Genomic DNA, 14,812 nt, shown 5'->3' on the forward strand with positions numbered 1-14,812 from the left:
GGCGCCGTGCCGGCGCCGCAGCAAACCCAGGAGTAATCTCCTTCAACCCAGCGGATTCCTCAAATCGACTGGTACGGGTTCTGGGGGCAGGTCAGATGGCGAGTTCTATGTGTTCCAAGAGGACGTTCCATTTGGCTCCCCGAGCGGTGCTTCCGACGTTGTCACAGGTAACCCTTCGAACGGGTGGACGGTGTGGAAAAACAAGGATGGTAAGACGCTTGATGACTTGAAGCGTCCTAAGGTGCCTGCTTCCTGAATTTCGCTGAAAAGCGCTGTGGCTGCGTGCTGAAGCTAGGCGTCTCCTTCGCATTAACGAGCCGTTTGAGGAAGGAGCTAGCGTCAGATTAGTCCGTCGAGCCCTCTGACCGGAAGGTTTTGCGCTTGGATAGGTAGTTCGCATTGTACTCGACAGCGGCCGACTCTAGTGCCAAATTGCCTTGCTCCATGCGAGCAATGTAGTACCACCAAAAATCTGCGGTGCCAGCCATTTTCTGGAATACAGTTGGCTTCAGGGCAAAGAAAGAGTCTTGGATTCGCGAAGTTGCCGGTAGTACAGCTTGTTCCGCGTAGGGGCGAGCGTAGTGAAGTACTCTTTTGGCTAGTCGAACGCAGTCGGACGCGGCTTTTTCTCGTATTTGCTTCTGCGGAGTTGTGACAATCGCTTTCTCGGCGTGTATGTCTGTATACATTGAAGCTTCACGGCCGAACTGAATGTCAACCATGAGCTTGATGAAGTCCATAAACTGCTCGCGGATCTCCTGAGTGGCCTGCAACCATGGTGAAAATGCCGAGGTGATTTTCTGGGAGTGATCCTCAAACTGGAGTTTTAAGCGCTGAGTAACAGCAGGATCTTGTAGGTTCTTACCAAGGCCTTCGTACGCTTGGACAGCCTTTCCGGCCTCTTCGACGGATGACACCGCTAGAAAATAAGCGCGAGCAAAATGCCTATGCGCTAGCAGAAGCTCAGCTTCATCAAGTAGGATCTGTGAATTTGACAGCGAAGCGTCACGGTACTCTCTTAGCAACTCAGCCGTGAGTTTGTAGTCGCGATTCTTGGCGGGCATAAGCAGTGGGAAGAAGAGCCTTGATATCCTTACCTATATCAATTTTGAATCAGTAGCCATTCGACCGCATGCACCTTTGAAACATGCTGGCCGAAAATTTAGCCGGACTGCTTCCTTTTTTGTGCAAGTTAAAAAACGTGCGTGCTAGTTCCCCTATTATTCCATCACCATCACTAGACATTGAGATGAGAGTCTCTATGGTATCCCTTGTTGCCCCTTCATTTTTTAGCTCAGCAATTTGCTTCGAGAGCTCCTTTGCTTGATCACATTCTTTTTTAGCCTGCCATCTGGGAGGTTGTTGTGCTAGACAAATCGAAAATGCAGCACACACAGATGCAGCAGCAGCAATTTTAATTAGCGCACTTTTTCTCGCGAGACTTTTAGTGATGCCTACAATAATTTTGTAGGGGCATAAAATAAGCATTACCACCAGCTGCCTCCTATTTCAGGATTCCGAATTCTTTATAGCATGAATATAGCGAAATCGTTTTTAACTCGTTTGGTTTATATTTTCGATTTTCGTACACTGCATCAACGTAAACGTCGAACGTTGGAGGAAGTTTTATATTGCTTTTCTGCTCCATAAATTTTCTTACCTGTCGCTTAGGAACGCCCTCATCGCGTGCTTGCGCGACCCCAAGCATCAAATCTGCTCGGAGATCACAGAACTCTTTGTCCGTAACAGCAGAAGTTGGCTGACAAAAAATGAATACAAAAAGGTATAAGCAAAATTTTAGGATCGAGCCTAATTTATCTTTCACTTGAAATCTCCTTCTTAAAGCTTATTCAAATTTGCTAGCAAAATTAGCACGCTCTGGGCAATAGATTGCGAGCCAAAAATTTAGGGTGATTGGCTTCAAGCTCGGCTCGCCTTTCTAAGCTTACACGAACTCTCTCTAATGTTTTATTAGATATTTTTTTGACTAAATCCGGGTAAGGAGTACCTATCCACCCCTCTACTAAACTTACTTCGCCATTTGGCGAGATGCGAAGCACGTTTCGATCATAAAGTCGGTGTAAGTCGGCACGAAGAAGCAGTCCGTTTTCTGGATTGCCCGGCCTGGGGTCCAACTCGTGTGGAACAATATGCGCTGCATCGAGCGCTGGAGTACCAATGAACCCCGTCAGTTCGCAAGCACACTTCTCTTCACCGCCCACGCATTCGATAAGCGCTGTTCGAAATGCTTGCTGGCCAGCTCGTACTATGAGCTCGAACGTGCGGCGTTCCGGCGCAGTAAACACTTCGCAGCGCTTTGCAGGCCCGCTGGATTCTGGGTCTTCGCACAACCAAAATGCAATTGCCTTCCAAGTGCTCGGCGAAGCTTTTTCCATTTCAATACTGCTCTCCCCGAAGAGCCAGTCAGAACTTACTTTTGCGTTCTCTCCAACATGTCTTTGGTAGGACAGCGAGATTGAAATGTGCGTGTCTGATCGAGCAACACCAACACACTGAACAGTAAAAGTTGATGTCTCCGACTCGTCGCTCTGGACCGTAAGAAGCTCATCGCCGACCTCTAGTGTGCCGAGATCTACCTGAAAGGATTCTTTCGTGAGAGTCCACTGAATGTAGAAAGTGGTGAGGTTGCTCATTTTCTTTGCCTTGCCTTCAGATGAGTCGAGGACCAACGGCTTCAGCGTGTAGCTGTACCTTGCCCCACCCTCTCAGCTTCAGCCCTGAGTGCCTCTTGCTTCGAGAGCTCGCGCTTGTAGACGTCTCGAATCTTGAAGTACTCTGCCTTCGCGTTCTCGCCGGCAGTCTGGAGGGATTGTGTGAGCTGGGGCACACGGGTGCAGTCTTGTTTGAAGCTCTGTGTGTCAACGTCCTGCGGTGTCGTTTCTTGGCATGCTTTCGTCGCTTCAAGCAGCAGCGCGTGGAGTCGTTGCCATTCACGCATGGAATCCTCGTAGGCGTGCTTGACTTCGATATGCGGGTGCTGTGTTTCGTCTATCGAGGTGTGGAGCATGCTGGCGGTGAGCGTGCTGCGCTGACCAATCACCTCACCTGTATCACCCCTCGCCGCCTTCACCTGAGCAAGAAGGCCTTCGAGCTTCGCAGTGGTGGCCTCATACCTGGCCGGGTAGTCCGCGTAGGCGCGATAGCTGAGGCTTTGCATAGCGTTGTACCGAAGAGTAGCGAAGACAATTCCTTGCAGCGCCTCAGTGCGTTGTCTCCAGCTCTCCTGGCGCCGGGCCTTTGCTTCAGCGTTCTGCTTCGCAGCAGTAGCTTGCTGTGCTCCTTGCCTCAGTGCTTCAAGAGCCCTGGCTTCGTCTTCTTCAGTGGCAGGCCGCAGATTCGCGCGTAGGCCACCAGCGCCAGAGAGTTGGATACCACCACCCAGCATGCGCTTGGCCGAGATAGCGCGCACACCGCCGTCATACCAGGCGGCTTCAATCTTGCCAACGAACTGGTCACCACTGGCAGCGCCGCTGATAGGTGAGTCCAGCGTGTTCAGCTTGTTGTCTTTGCCAATCGAGACTTGTCGAAAGCGACCGACCACTGCACCGCCAGGCGATTCAACGAGCTGGACATAGAGTGTGAAGTCCTGCCCCACAGCCAGGTATGAACCCGACCAGCCTGAAGCAAAGGCCGGCGCAGCGCACACAACCAAACATGCGAAGACAGCACTCCTCATTGGGGTTTCGCCGTTCGAATGTAGCCCTGACGGTCGTTGATCCGAAGGCCAGCAGGCGTGACTATGTAGTAGGCCCCATGCTTGTCTCCCACTTTCACATAGGTGTCGCCAGCGGGGGCGAGCTCATACTCCCCTTTGCTTCCGTCTCCATTCACGCGCGTGAGCCAGGTCTTCCCGCCCTCTACGCGAATGGTGAAGGTTGCATTGAGGTAGCTGGGAGATCCCACGTCGTCATACCAACGGCCAATCGTTTGCCCAGCCGGCCGACGCCTGCGTTTCCCCTGAAGTCTTCAGGCACATAGCAATGGACTGCGGCTCACCCTTGGGGTTCTCCAGCACGAATGCCGCCATGAGAAGGTTGTAGCGCTTGAGCACGGTGGCGAGCTCGGCCGTACAGCTCTTCGTCTCCCATACCTTCGTGCGACCGTAATTTACGGCGTAGGCCGCCTTGTCTTCCTTCGCGTTGGGCAGCGACATGAGAGACGGTGAGCTTGTGGAGAACGACACGCGAAAGGTGTTGTCGCCCGTGCGCTCAACGCTCCTGAATCGGATAGCACGCTCTGGCGTCGAGTTCTCGAGTGCACGCGCGTAGGTGGCAAGGTCTTTCTCTGCCGGCGACTGAGCCAACGCAGTTGAGGACGCGAGCGTGGCGACGAGGGCCACTACGGCAAGGGTCCTTAATCGTTTCATGACTCGTCGCCTGTCTTAGCCAATGGACGTACGCCTGTCCTGAGCTCCTCCAGAACCGCTGCCGACGTCAAGTCGCGCTTTGGCCCAAAACACGCCCACACCCCTTTGGTTCTACGCCCGCCAAACTCTGACTCGTCTGCCAAACCAATCGCCTCAAGCCTGTCGGCAAGCTGCATTTCTTGGTGAATGCCATTGAGGACCACCCTGCGATACACCTTGCCTGACATGTTTTTGAAGGCCACAACGCTGTCTGATGAACCACCTGGCTTCCGCTTAGCCGAAGCAATCGCCTTGACGACCTCCGCGTCATGAGGGTGCGGTTCGATTCCTTCGAGCAAGCCGATTTCGAGTGGCTTCTTCTCAAGCTTCTTTCGTGGCGCGGTCGGTGTAGGCATGCTCAGTTTCCGTTGTACCCATGTACGCGAGTCAGCAAAACTTTCTTCCAGTGGGCCTCGCGGGCCAACACCTCTTCTCGCTGGAGATCGGGTGATTCGAGTTTCAGGATGTCAAAGAGCAGCACGTCATTCACCCTGTTCAATCTTCTTGGCTTCAGCCAGGACCAAGCCACGCCACCCCGCCATATCTGGGTCAACTTGGTATCGGGCGCGCACTCTTTCCTTGGCCTGACGCTCAATGCCAGCGTTCAAGACAGTTCCGAGCATGTGCCTCTCACCACGGGCGCGCCCTGTACCAACCACACTCCCCCTCGCGGCAAGTGCGGTCTTGAGCGCAGTAAGCTTTGCTTGGGTCGCAGCGCGTAGCTGAGCTTGTTCAGCTTTGAGCGTTGCAAGAAGCTCCGCTGTGTTGTGAAGCAGTTGCTCCCGCTCTTCGTCGGTAAGCCGTCTTTCGCCACTTGTGTGCGATGCCCCTTGAGTCTTCGAAGTCCAACCGAAGAGCTTCTTACAGCACTCGGAGCCGTACAGCTTGAACGCACCCTCCACGCTCAAGAGGTGAACTGCTTTGTAGACAGCGTGGTTGCAGCTTGGCGCCTGGCACCGCACTCGCTTTTCCTTGTCTACCTCAAAGACGCCGAGAAGCTCAGCCATGGGTGTTCCTGTACGCACTGCGCGCTGCGTTGTCAGCTTCAATGGCGTCCAGCACAGGCACGGCTTCGGCCTTCAACTGACGGTCGTTGATGGCACGCGGAAGAACATATGTCCAACGAGCATTGAGCGTCTTGGAGGCCTCACGCCCCACGCCTACTCCCAGGTATATCAATGTGTCGGGCTGGAGAGCTCGCACCAGTGGAGCTGCCACGAGTTCAAGAGACTTTTTCTGTGTGGAGGTGGACAGCGATTCGTCGTTGCGCGTTCGGTAAGGGCAAGCATTGAAGAACACCACGTCGTCCAAGGTCTCACCGAGCCGAGCGAGCACCCGCGCCAGCAGCACGCCAATGCCAATCGACGGAAGCTGGGCGTGGAAGGCAAGAGTGACGCCTTCAAGCAGCGCAGCAGTGGACCCGTCGGCGTCGTCCCGTAGCGCCAACAGGCGGCGCTGAACCTCAAGGTCCAACGCAGTGGGTGCGACTTGGCTATCACCGCCCCCGCCCGGATTCTTGGCTATCAGGACCGTGCCGCCCTGGTACTTGCGCCCTACCCAACCAAGGTATGGCGTGTATGCCGACTCAGAGAGCGAGACTGGCAACCCACCGTCTGCCTTGAAGAGCTGGTCACGTCTCACCCGAGCTGCAGCGCGAAACGCCTGCGCGATTGATTCCCTGCTGGTGTCCATTTGTCTCATGCAAGCTGAATCAGACCTGAATGTAAGATAGTGTAAACACACTTTAGCAGGAGGCGACCGTGTTTCGACTCGTCCTTTTGGTTCTTCTGGGCCTTGTGGCGTGGAAGGGGGTTGAGCACTACCAAGATAAGAGGCAGGCCACCACAGTTGCGCCGGCAGCTGACCTCGCGCTCCAAGCGCCCAACCAGCCCGCACAGCTCTTCCGGTGCGATGGCCGCAAGTACTGTTCTCAAATGACCTCCTGCGCAGAGGCCACCTACTTCCTGAAGAACTGTCCAGGCGTGAAGATGGACGGCAACGGCGACGGCGTGCCCTGCGAACAGCAGTGGTGCCGCCCCTGAGGAGGCCCTCCGTGTGCAACGCTTGGAATCACCCACCGGGTTGCTCGTGTGGCTGGGGCGGAGGCTGGCGTGGGTCGGGAAGCTTCACGCATATTCCGCCCGTCACGTATGAGACTTTTACGCGTTCAACGGGTTGTCCCGTTTGTGGCGCTCCTGTGTTCTTCTATCAATCGCCCGAGAGAGGAAGAGTTTTCTTCGACTCACTCGGCCCGCCATGGCCAAAGCACCCCTGTACTGACAACGGACGACCTGTATATCTCAGCAGAGAAAACACCACCTTTCCGTTGAGCAAATCAAGTGGCAATCAAAGGCCGTCTCTCTTGCCTTGGCAACGAGAGGGTTGGCAGCCATTCATTGTGAGCTTTGTCCTTGACTTTCACCCACAACTTCTTCGAGTTAGTGCGAGCATTCAAGGGCACGAGGTGGAGGTCTACGTCGTCAAGAGGAGCTTAAAGCAAGCCACAAGCCCAAGAGACTTCATTCTAGGTTCAGTCATTCAGTCCAGAGTGAAAAACAAAGGCGACTATGAGCTATCACTTTTAGGAACAGACTTGAGGTCCCTCCAACTCATAGGCTATGCCTCTTCTATCAATGCACTAAATGTCGCGCCCCAGGGATACTCTAGTGCGAGGAGAAGAAGCGCATACAGGCCCAAACGGTGAATCGAAGATAAATAATTTTCTTTGCCAATTCCTATCCAGCCCAGCCTAGAACGCCAAAATTGATGGCGACTTCAATGAGCGGGCAGTCAAAAGCCCTAGGTTATGAAATCTAAAACTTTCGCACTATCCCTTGCTTTTATAAGCAACTGGTCTCTTGCAAACCCTCCACAGTTCGAGAAATTTGCTTCTGACATAAACAAAGTTCTAAGCTGCAACTACACAAAAACAGCGCCACCCAACCAGCTTGGCGGCACCTTATACATGTGCATTGCTGGGAAAGCCGAAACTGCCAAGGTTTTCATGCATAAGAACGAGAAGACCGGCAAAGTCTTGAATCTCAAAATCATGTGGAATGATTGGTTCAAAGACACAGGATACGGCATTCACCCCGACAAAATTGAGGCAACAGGGTTTGTCGATCTACTAGGAAATCGCCTCACGCCAAATCACACCGCGCAGATGCTAAAGGTCTTTGAAGGCAAAGCTCCCGCCACCTTCTCAACTGAAGGCTGGGATGTGAAGTACACCTACGAACGCGGCCGGGCGATTGACGAGCGCCTGTTTGTTTTTACGCCCAAATGAACTGTGTTGGCTGTGCTAGCTTCTAGTCAAGAACCTGTCCAGCGTCTCGCCTGGCGCAGCGCTGCAGGCCTCGCACCACTTGACATAGATAAGCAGGTCCACGAACGACTCACCCCGTTCAATCTTGGAGACGTAGGACTGCCCAACCCCAAGGCGTTCGGCCAACTGGGTTTGCGTGAGCTCAGCTTCCAAGCGAATCAAGCGAAGAAGGTTCCTGATTTGCTCATAGTTGCGGTGGTAGATAGAGACGGAGGGCACAGCCATGCCCCGAGGTTCAAGTCTGCTTTGGAATAGTCCTAAGCCGACTAGAGGCTCCCTTTCCTTCCCCCCACACAGCTTCTAGAGCTACTGCACCAAACGCCCCAGGCGTGAGAACAATGCCTCACTTAGAATAGTCTGCAACGGACTATTTATGGATATGATGGACTCACCACAACCCATAGAAAACGTTCATGCACAAAACACTGATTGCTATGGCCCTAACCCTCACTGTCGGCCTGGCCCAGGCCAAAGACTGGGCATGGAACTACGAAACGGGCGGTAGTGGCGCCTCGCCTGTGAGTGGCACCCAGCGCCCCACGAGCGGCAAGAACCTGGCCGAGCTGGAGCAACAGAAGGACGGCAGCTACGAGTTCCGCATTCGTGGAAACACCGCACCCCGCGGCGGCGCGGCCACCATCATCGGCTGGGAGGCGGTGGCCAAATCGCCGGCCGACGGCTACATCCTGCTGATGGCCGGCATCAGCGGTCGCCGCATCCTGCCCAGCGTGGCGACAATCAACTACGACCCGGCCAAGGACTTGGTGGCCGTGACCCGGGTGGCCAACTCGCCCAACATCTTCGTCGTGCCCGCCGGCAAGGGGCCGCAGAACCTGAAGGATTGGGTGGCCTATGCCAAGACCCGCCCCGGTCTGCTCAACATGGGACTGGCCGCCCCGGGCACCCTGACCCAGTTCGCTGGCACGCTGCTGCAGCGCAACGCGGGCATCAGCCTCACCGAGATTCCCTACAAGGGCGGCGCGCCAACCGTCAACGCGCTGCTGGCCGGCGAGGTCGATTGCATGATTGCCGACCTGGGCGCAGTGCTGCCGCAGATCCAGAGCGGCAAGCTGACCGCGCTGGCGACCGCCGACCGCCGCCGTTCGCCTTTCCTGCCGCAGGTGCCCACATTGGTGAGTTGGGCCTGCCCGACATCGACGGCGTGAACGTGTTCGGCCTCTACGCCCCGGCCCGCACGCCAGCCGAGGTGGTGGACCGCATCGCCAAGGCCTCGGCCGAAATCCTGAAGCAGCAGGAGGTGCGCGACATCTTCGCCAAACAGGGCATGACCGCCGAGAGCAGTACGCCGGATGAATTCGAGGCCCTCAACCGCAGCCATACCGAGCGCTGGGCGCCCATCGCCAGGGCCAGCGGAGTGCGCATCAACTGAAGAACGGTGCGGCGCGCCACGCCCATTCCTCCAAAGGCAGTACCGATGACAGACCATACCCACGCCCCCGACACTTTCAGTTGGGTCGCCAGTGCCAATGCGGCCGACAGCGACTTCCCCCTGCAGAACCTTCCGCTGTGCGTGTTCCGCCCGTCCGACGCGCCGGCGCATGCGCCCGGCCGCATCGGGGTCGGCATCGGTGACCGGGTGCTGGACCTGCCCCGTGCCGCCCTGCTGCTGCCGGAACTGCCCCCGGCGCTGGTCCAGGCGCTGCAGGCGCCACGGCTGAACGGCCTGCTGGCCCAGGGCCGGCCAGCCCTGCGGCAGTTGCGCCACGCGGTCTGGGCCCTGCTGCGCGCAGGCGATGACCGGCAGGTGCAGGCCGAGCCCCTGCTGCTGCCGCAGGCCGAGGTCTCCTTCGGCCTGCCGTGCGACATCGGGGACTACACCGACTTCTTCGCTTCGCACAACCACGCCCGCAACACCTTCAACCTGTTTCGCCCCGGACAGGTCTTCCTGCCCAACTTCACGCACCTGCCCATCGCATACCACGGCCGTTCCTCCTCGGTGGTCGAGAGCGGGAGGCCCGTGGTCCGTCCCTGGGGCCAGACCGTGCAGGCTGCCGGCGGACAGCCGGAGTTCGGACCCTCGCGCAAGCTGGACTTCGAGGTCGAACTCGGCTTCCACGTGACGACGGGCAACCCGCATGGCGAGCGTGTGGCGCTGGTCGAGGCGGAGCAGTTCCTGGGCGGCGTCTCGGTGCTCAACGACTGGTCAGCGCGGGATGTGCAGGCCTTCGAGTCTCAACCGCTCGGCCCCTTCCTCAGCAAGAACTTCAGCTCCAGCCTGGCGCCCTGGGTGGTCACTCTGGACGCCCTGGAGCCGTTCCGGGCGCCACGCCTGCCGCGGGCGGCCGATGCGCCCCCGCTCCAGTCCTACCTGGAGGGGGCGCTGGACGCGGCGCGCGGCGCCTTCGACATCCGGCTCGACACGTTCCTGCAGTCCGCCGCCATGCGAGGCGCGGGCATGGCTCCCGTGCGCATCAGCACGGCCTGCTTTGCCCGCGACGTGTGCTGGACGCCAGCGCAAATGGTGGCCCACCACACCGTGGGCGGCTGCAACCTCCGGCCCGGCGACCTCATCGGCACCGGCACCATCTCCGGCCGCGACCAGGGCACGGAAGGCAGCATGCTGGAACTCACCGCCAATGGTGCCCGCCCGCTGCAGCTACCGGACGGCGAGACCCGCGCCTTCCTGCACGACGGCGACGAGATCACCATCACCGCCTGGTGCGAGCGCGAGGGTTTCCGCCGCATCGGCTTGGGCCGCTGCACGGCCCGCATCCAGCCTGCCAGGAGCCACGCATGAGCCGCATCGTCGATTTGTCGATTCCCCTGGAAAACGACGTTCTTTCCGACCCGAAGCCGCTGGCGCCGCAGATCACCTATTTCAACCACCAGGGCCCGGCGGTGGAGTCGATGCTGAAGTATTTCCCCGGGGCCACGCCGGAGGACCTGCCCGACGGCGCGGCCTGGGCCTTCGAGCGAGTGCAGCTCAACACCCACAACGGCACCCACCTGGACGCGCCCTACCACTTCCACCCGACCATGAACCGGGGGGAACGCGCCATCACCATCGACGAGGTGCCGCTGGAATGGTGCTTCCAGCGCGGGGTGAAGCTGGACTTCCGCCATTTCCCGAACGGCTATGTGGCCACGGCCGCCGATGTGCAGGCCGAGCTGCAGCGCATCGGCCACACACTCCAGCCGCTGGACATCGTGGTGGTCAATACAGCCGCCGGGGCGCGTTACGGGCACGACGACTTCGTGGAGTCCGGCTGCGGCATGGGCTACGAGGCGACCATGTACCTGCTCGAGCGTGGCGTACGGCTCACCGGCACCGACGCCTGGAGCTGGGATGCCCCGTTTTCCTACACCCGCGAAAAATTCAAGGAAACCGGCGACGCCAGCCTGATCTGGGAAGGCCACAAGGCCGGTCGCCACATCGGCTACTGCCATCTGGAGAAGCTGGGTCAGCTCGACGAGCTGCCGCCCACCGGCTACCGCATCGCCTGCTTCCCGGTGAAGGTGAAAGGCGCATCCGCCGGCTGGACGCGCGCGGTGGCAATCTTCGATTGACGCTTTTCTGAGGGCTTGGTGTCCAGCGACTGATGAGCCCTGCAAGTTGCTCCTAGGACTCCTGGGAGTCCGAGGCGTTCGCAGCCATGAACGGCCGAGCGGCTGCGTCCACGGCGGGTCGAGCGGATCACTCTGAAGCACCCTCTGCCGAGGCTGGCTGCGCTGATCGGCCGGGCCGGGATCAAGCACACCTTCGCATCGACAGACCACACGCCACACCTGTTCCGAACTCTTCCGTGGCGCGAGTCCGCCCCCCTGGGTCCAATCCCACGAACCGCGCGCCAATGGCCTTTGCGAGGTCACCGTCATGCGTCACCAGCACCAGCGCGGCGCCACCGTCGTCCACCGCGTCCAGCAGCACGCCGATCGCCTCCTGTTGCGTGATCGGGTCAAGCCGCGAGGTGGGTTCGTCGGCGAAGAGCAATGCCGGACGGGCCGCCAGCGCGCGGGCCAGCGCGATCCGTTGCAGCTCGCCGCCGGAGACGGCCGCCGGCCGGCGCGCCAGCAGGGCCGGGGCGACGCCCAGGCGCTCCAAGTGGCGCAGCATCGCGGACCAGTCCTGGCGGTGGCGGCGCGCTACATCCCGCAGGGCCTGCTCGAGCGACACCATGGGCGCGAAGGCGCCCACCGGATCCTGATAAAGCTTTTGCAGCGACGTGGGCGCAAGGCCGGCCGCACGCACGAGTTGGCCGCCGTCGGGCGGCATCAGGCCGAGCAGCACGTTGCCAAGCGTGCTCTTGCCGGTGCCACTCGGCCCCTGTACGACCAGGCGATCTCCGGCATGCAGCGTCAGGTCCAGGCCTTCGAACAGGGTGCGCCCACCGAGTTGCTTGCGCAGGCCCCGGGCCTCCAGCAACGATGCGCCGGGCACAGGCGCCGCGCGCCGTGGCCAGCGTGCCGGGTCCGCGTCGATGAGCCGACGCGTGAAGAGATGCTTGGGAGCAGCCAGCAGAGCGCGCGTGTCGCCCTGCTCGACCACCTCACCGGCGCGCAGCACCATCGTGCGACCACCCAGGGCGCGGGCCACGTGCAAGTCATGGGTCACCACCACAACGCAGCCGCCCCGGCGCCGTACCGCCTCCAGCAGGTCGATGGTGTGGCGGCGCCACTGGGCGTCCAGGCCTTTGGTGGGCTCGTCGGCCAGCAGTACCTGCGCGCCTCCCGCCTGCGCGATCGTGGCGGCCGCGCGCTGGGCCATGCCGCCGGAGAGCTGCCAGGGGTAGAGATGCTGCGCATGGCCGAGGCCGCTGGCGTCCAGCTGCCGCGCGGCATCCTGACGGGCCTCTGCGGGGCCGGTCCCGAGGACGAGTTCGTACGTCTCGACCAGCTGCGGCAGCACGCGCATCAGTGGGTCGAGGGCCTGGGCAGGCTCCTGCGGCAACAGTCCGATCGACCGGCCCCAGTGCGGGCGGCGGGCGGCACCGTCCTCGGCACGGGTGGTCCGGCCGGCCAGCGTGATGCTGCCACTGGCACGCAGGGCGGCCGGAAGGTTGCCCATCACGGCCTGCGCCAGCAGCGACTTGCCGGCACCGCTTTCGCCCAGCAGCGTCAGTGCCTCGCCAGGACGCAGGCAGAAGTCCACGTCGCGCAGCAGCATCTGCGCCCCCGCGCGCACGCACAGGCCTCGGACGTCGAGCAGGGGCGCATCGCCAGCCGCGGTGACATGCCCTCCCCGGCCCGTTTCGGCCGCGGTGGTGACGTGATTGCTCATTCGGGCATCTCCTCGCCGACGAACAGCATCATGCCGAGCACCAGCAGCATCAACAGCGCCACGGGCGCGGCGATGAGCCAGGGCGCCTCCGCGTAGAAAGGAAGGAATTCCGTCATCATCGATCCGAGTTCAGGGGTGGGCGGTTGGACGCCCACCCCGATGAAGCCCAGGGCCGCCAGGGCCAGCACGGCCTGGGCGGCGCTGAAGGGCAGCAGCGTGCCCAGCAGCGGCGTCAGCGCTGGCAGCAGGTGGCGGCGCAGAAGGTAGACCGGGCCGAAGCCCAGCAGCCGCGAGGCCTGGACGGCGTCGCCCGCGAGCACCGGCCGCGCGGCCGCGCGACTGACGCGGAAGTACTCCACCCACAACGACAACGACAGCCCCAGGTACAGCGCTCCGAGATTGCCAGGCGCCACGGCCGCCAACAGCAGCACCAGGAGCAGGCCGGGCAGCGACATTGCCGCGTCGGCCAGCAGCACCAGCGTGCGCTCGACAGCCCCGCCGCGCCAGGCTGCGATCAGCCCGAGCAGCACGCCGGGCACGGCGGCACTCAGCGCCGCCAGCAGCGCCAGGCCCAGCGACAGTTGCGCCGCATGGGTCAGTCGGGCGAACACGTCGCGCCCGAGCAGGTCGGTGCCCAGCCAGTGGTTCGAGTCCGGAGGCTGCAGGCTGTGAGCCAGTGACTGCACTGCCGGATCGACGCCGATGAGCCATGGGCCCAACAGCGAGAACGTGGCCACCAGCAGCAGCAGACCCAGGCCCAGCGCGGGTCGCAGCGGCCATCGCCGCGGCGGCAATGCCAGCGAGAGATGCACGGTCATGACGCATCTCCTTCCATGCGGCGCCGGGGATCCAGCAGCAGGCAGGCCGCGTCGACCAGCAGGTTGAAAACCACGAAAAGCAGGCCCATGCACAGCGCCGTGCCCTGGATCATCGGGATGTCACGGCCGAACACCGCATGCACCAGGGCATGGCCGATTCCCGGCCAGGCGAACAGCGTCTCCACGACCACGGCGCCTTCCACCAGCAGCACCGCTTGCACACCCAGGTAGGCGACCACCGGCACTGCCGCCGGCCGCAGCCCGTGGCGCAGCAGGGCCTGGCGGTCGCTCAGGCCCTTGGTGCGCGCGAACTCGAAGGCCGGCGAACCCACGGCGGCCCGCACCGCCCCGCGGGTGATCCGGGCGAGTCCGGCGGCCAGGCCCAGCGCCAGGGTCAGCGCCGGCAGCAGCACGCTGCCGCCATGGTCGTCACCGGCCACCGGCAACATGCCCAGCTGCACGGCCACCGCCAGCATCAGCAGCACCGACAGCAGGAAGGGTGGCGTGGCCCCCAGCACCACGGCCAGCACCACCGTCAGGCGGTCCAGCCAGCCACCTGCGCGCAGCCCAGCCGCCACGCCGAGCGGCAGGCCCAGCGCTGCTGCCATGACCAGCGTTGTCACGGCCAGGTCCAGCGTGGCGCCCAGCTGGTGCGCCACCTCGCGCCAGATCGACTGGCCGGTCACCAGCGACGTGCCGAGGTCCAGACGCAGCAGGTCACCCCACCAGCGCAGCAACGCCAGCCAGGCGGGCTGGTCCAGGCCCAGTTCCGCGCGGACCGCATCGGCGGCGTCGTTGCCGACCAGGTCGTAGCCGTAGCGGCCGGCAGCGATGCGCGTGGCCAGGTCGCCGGGCAGCCAGCGGGTCATGAAGAAGCAGGCGGTGCCCACGAGCAGCGCCAGCATCAGCACCTGCAGCGCGCGCCGCAGCAGCACGCGGCGCCAGGCGGTGCCCGCGACCTGATGGCGGCTCACCAGGCGGCTTGCCGCCTTGCCCTTGGCCGC

Annotated in this window: 16 protein-coding genes and 1 pseudogene; 6 read left to right on the forward strand and 11 right to left on the reverse strand. The window is 61.2% G+C overall.

All coding sequences use genetic code 11. The features are described 5' to 3' along the window. A partial coding sequence (locus BXA03_RS27470; RefSeq protein ID WP_143476446.1) for a DUF4357 domain-containing protein occupies window positions 1-256 on the forward strand: 256 nt, incomplete at its 5' end. 88 nt (window positions 257-344) lie between these two features. On the opposite strand, the gene BXA03_RS24440 is transcribed toward BXA03_RS27470, so the two are convergent. From BXA03_RS24440 to BXA03_RS24465, 7 genes are all read right to left on the reverse strand, one after another. Continuing rightward, window positions 345-1,064, reverse strand: coding sequence for an AbiV family abortive infection protein (locus BXA03_RS24440; RefSeq protein WP_076511787.1), 720 nt, complete (start codon window positions 1,062-1,064; stop codon window positions 345-347). 804 nt (window positions 1,065-1,868) lie between these two features. Then, window positions 1,869-2,654 carry an HNH endonuclease gene (locus BXA03_RS26415; RefSeq protein ID WP_083716446.1) on the reverse strand — a complete coding sequence of 262 codons (786 nt, stop codon included), beginning with the start codon at window positions 2,652-2,654 and terminating at the stop codon, window positions 1,869-1,871. Window positions 2,655-2,695: 41 nt separating this feature from the next. After that, window positions 2,696-3,697, reverse strand: coding sequence for a hypothetical protein (locus BXA03_RS26740; protein ID WP_143476447.1), 1,002 nt, complete (start codon window positions 3,695-3,697; stop codon window positions 2,696-2,698). Window positions 3,698-3,928: 231 nt separating this feature from the next. Then, on the reverse strand, window positions 3,929-4,360 hold the full coding sequence (locus BXA03_RS24460) for a hypothetical protein (RefSeq protein ID WP_076511791.1): 432 nt from the start codon (window positions 4,358-4,360) through the stop codon (window positions 3,929-3,931). A 23-nt stretch (window positions 4,361-4,383) separates the two neighbouring features. Then, window positions 4,384-4,782: a hypothetical protein gene (locus BXA03_RS26745; protein ID WP_143476448.1), complete on the reverse strand. Its 399-nt coding sequence runs from the start codon at window positions 4,780-4,782 to the stop codon at window positions 4,384-4,386. 126 nt (window positions 4,783-4,908) lie between these two features. After that, window positions 4,909-5,433: a hypothetical protein gene (locus BXA03_RS26750; RefSeq protein WP_143476449.1), complete on the reverse strand. Its 525-nt coding sequence runs from the start codon at window positions 5,431-5,433 to the stop codon at window positions 4,909-4,911. Further along, a complete protein-coding gene (locus BXA03_RS24465) occupies window positions 5,426-6,118 on the reverse strand; it encodes a hypothetical protein (RefSeq protein ID WP_076511792.1) in 693 nt (230 codons plus the stop codon). Before BXA03_RS24465 ends, BXA03_RS26750 begins: the two co-directional genes overlap by 8 nt. A gap of 104 nt (window positions 6,119-6,222) precedes the next feature. On the opposite strand from BXA03_RS24465, the gene BXA03_RS27590 reads away from it, so the two are divergent. Continuing rightward, the gene (locus BXA03_RS27590) at window positions 6,223-6,468 is read left to right on the forward strand and encodes an excalibur calcium-binding domain-containing protein (RefSeq protein WP_369822471.1); all 246 of its coding nucleotides are present in this window, start codon (window positions 6,223-6,225) and stop codon (window positions 6,466-6,468) included. Window positions 6,469-7,232: 764 nt separating this feature from the next. Continuing rightward, window positions 7,233-7,712: a hypothetical protein gene (locus tag BXA03_RS26755; protein ID WP_143476450.1), complete on the forward strand. Its 480-nt coding sequence runs from the start codon at window positions 7,233-7,235 to the stop codon at window positions 7,710-7,712. A 15-nt stretch (window positions 7,713-7,727) separates the two neighbouring features. Here BXA03_RS26755 and BXA03_RS24480 read toward each other — a convergent pair whose 3' ends face one another. Beyond that, window positions 7,728-7,976, reverse strand: a complete 249-nt coding sequence (locus BXA03_RS24480) for a helix-turn-helix transcriptional regulator (protein ID WP_076511794.1) — start codon at window positions 7,974-7,976, stop codon at window positions 7,728-7,730. A 209-nt stretch (window positions 7,977-8,185) separates the two neighbouring features. Here BXA03_RS24480 and BXA03_RS24485 point away from each other — a divergent pair. The 3 genes and pseudogenes from BXA03_RS24485 (at window position 8,186) to BXA03_RS24500 (ending at window position 11,279) form a co-directional block, all read left to right on the forward strand. After that, window positions 8,186-9,141: pseudogene (locus tag BXA03_RS24485) on the forward strand (Bug family tripartite tricarboxylate transporter substrate binding protein). A 45-nt stretch (window positions 9,142-9,186) separates the two neighbouring features. Beyond that, complete coding sequence (gene fahA, locus BXA03_RS24495) at window positions 9,187-10,509, forward strand: fumarylacetoacetase (protein WP_076511797.1); 1,323 nt, start codon at window positions 9,187-9,189, stop codon at window positions 10,507-10,509. Further along, window positions 10,506-11,279, forward strand: a complete 774-nt coding sequence (locus BXA03_RS24500; protein ID WP_076511798.1) for a cyclase family protein — start codon at window positions 10,506-10,508, stop codon at window positions 11,277-11,279. Before fahA ends, BXA03_RS24500 begins: the two co-directional genes overlap by 4 nt. Window positions 11,280-11,460: 181 nt before the next feature. Here the strand turns inward: BXA03_RS24500 and BXA03_RS24505 are convergent, their stop codons facing one another. From BXA03_RS24505 to BXA03_RS24515, 3 genes are read right to left on the reverse strand one after another with little or no spacing between them, the layout of a single operon-like run. Further along, window positions 11,461-12,990, reverse strand: a complete 1,530-nt coding sequence (locus BXA03_RS24505; RefSeq protein ID WP_083716451.1) for an ABC transporter ATP-binding protein — start codon at window positions 12,988-12,990, stop codon at window positions 11,461-11,463. Next, the gene (locus tag BXA03_RS24510) at window positions 12,987-13,808 is read right to left on the reverse strand and encodes an ABC transporter permease (RefSeq protein WP_083716454.1); all 822 of its coding nucleotides are present in this window, start codon (window positions 13,806-13,808) and stop codon (window positions 12,987-12,989) included. Before BXA03_RS24510 ends, BXA03_RS24505 begins: the two co-directional genes overlap by 4 nt. Continuing rightward, window positions 13,805-14,713, reverse strand: coding sequence for an ABC transporter permease (locus BXA03_RS24515; RefSeq protein ID WP_234983830.1), 909 nt, complete (start codon window positions 14,711-14,713; stop codon window positions 13,805-13,807). The genes BXA03_RS24510 and BXA03_RS24515 overlap by 4 nt, the downstream gene beginning before the upstream one ends. Between the last annotated feature and the right edge of the window lie 99 nt (window positions 14,714-14,812).

This window comes from Pseudacidovorax sp. RU35E (genome assembly GCF_900156165.1).
Lineage (GTDB): Bacteria > Pseudomonadota > Gammaproteobacteria > Burkholderiales > Burkholderiaceae_C > Xenophilus.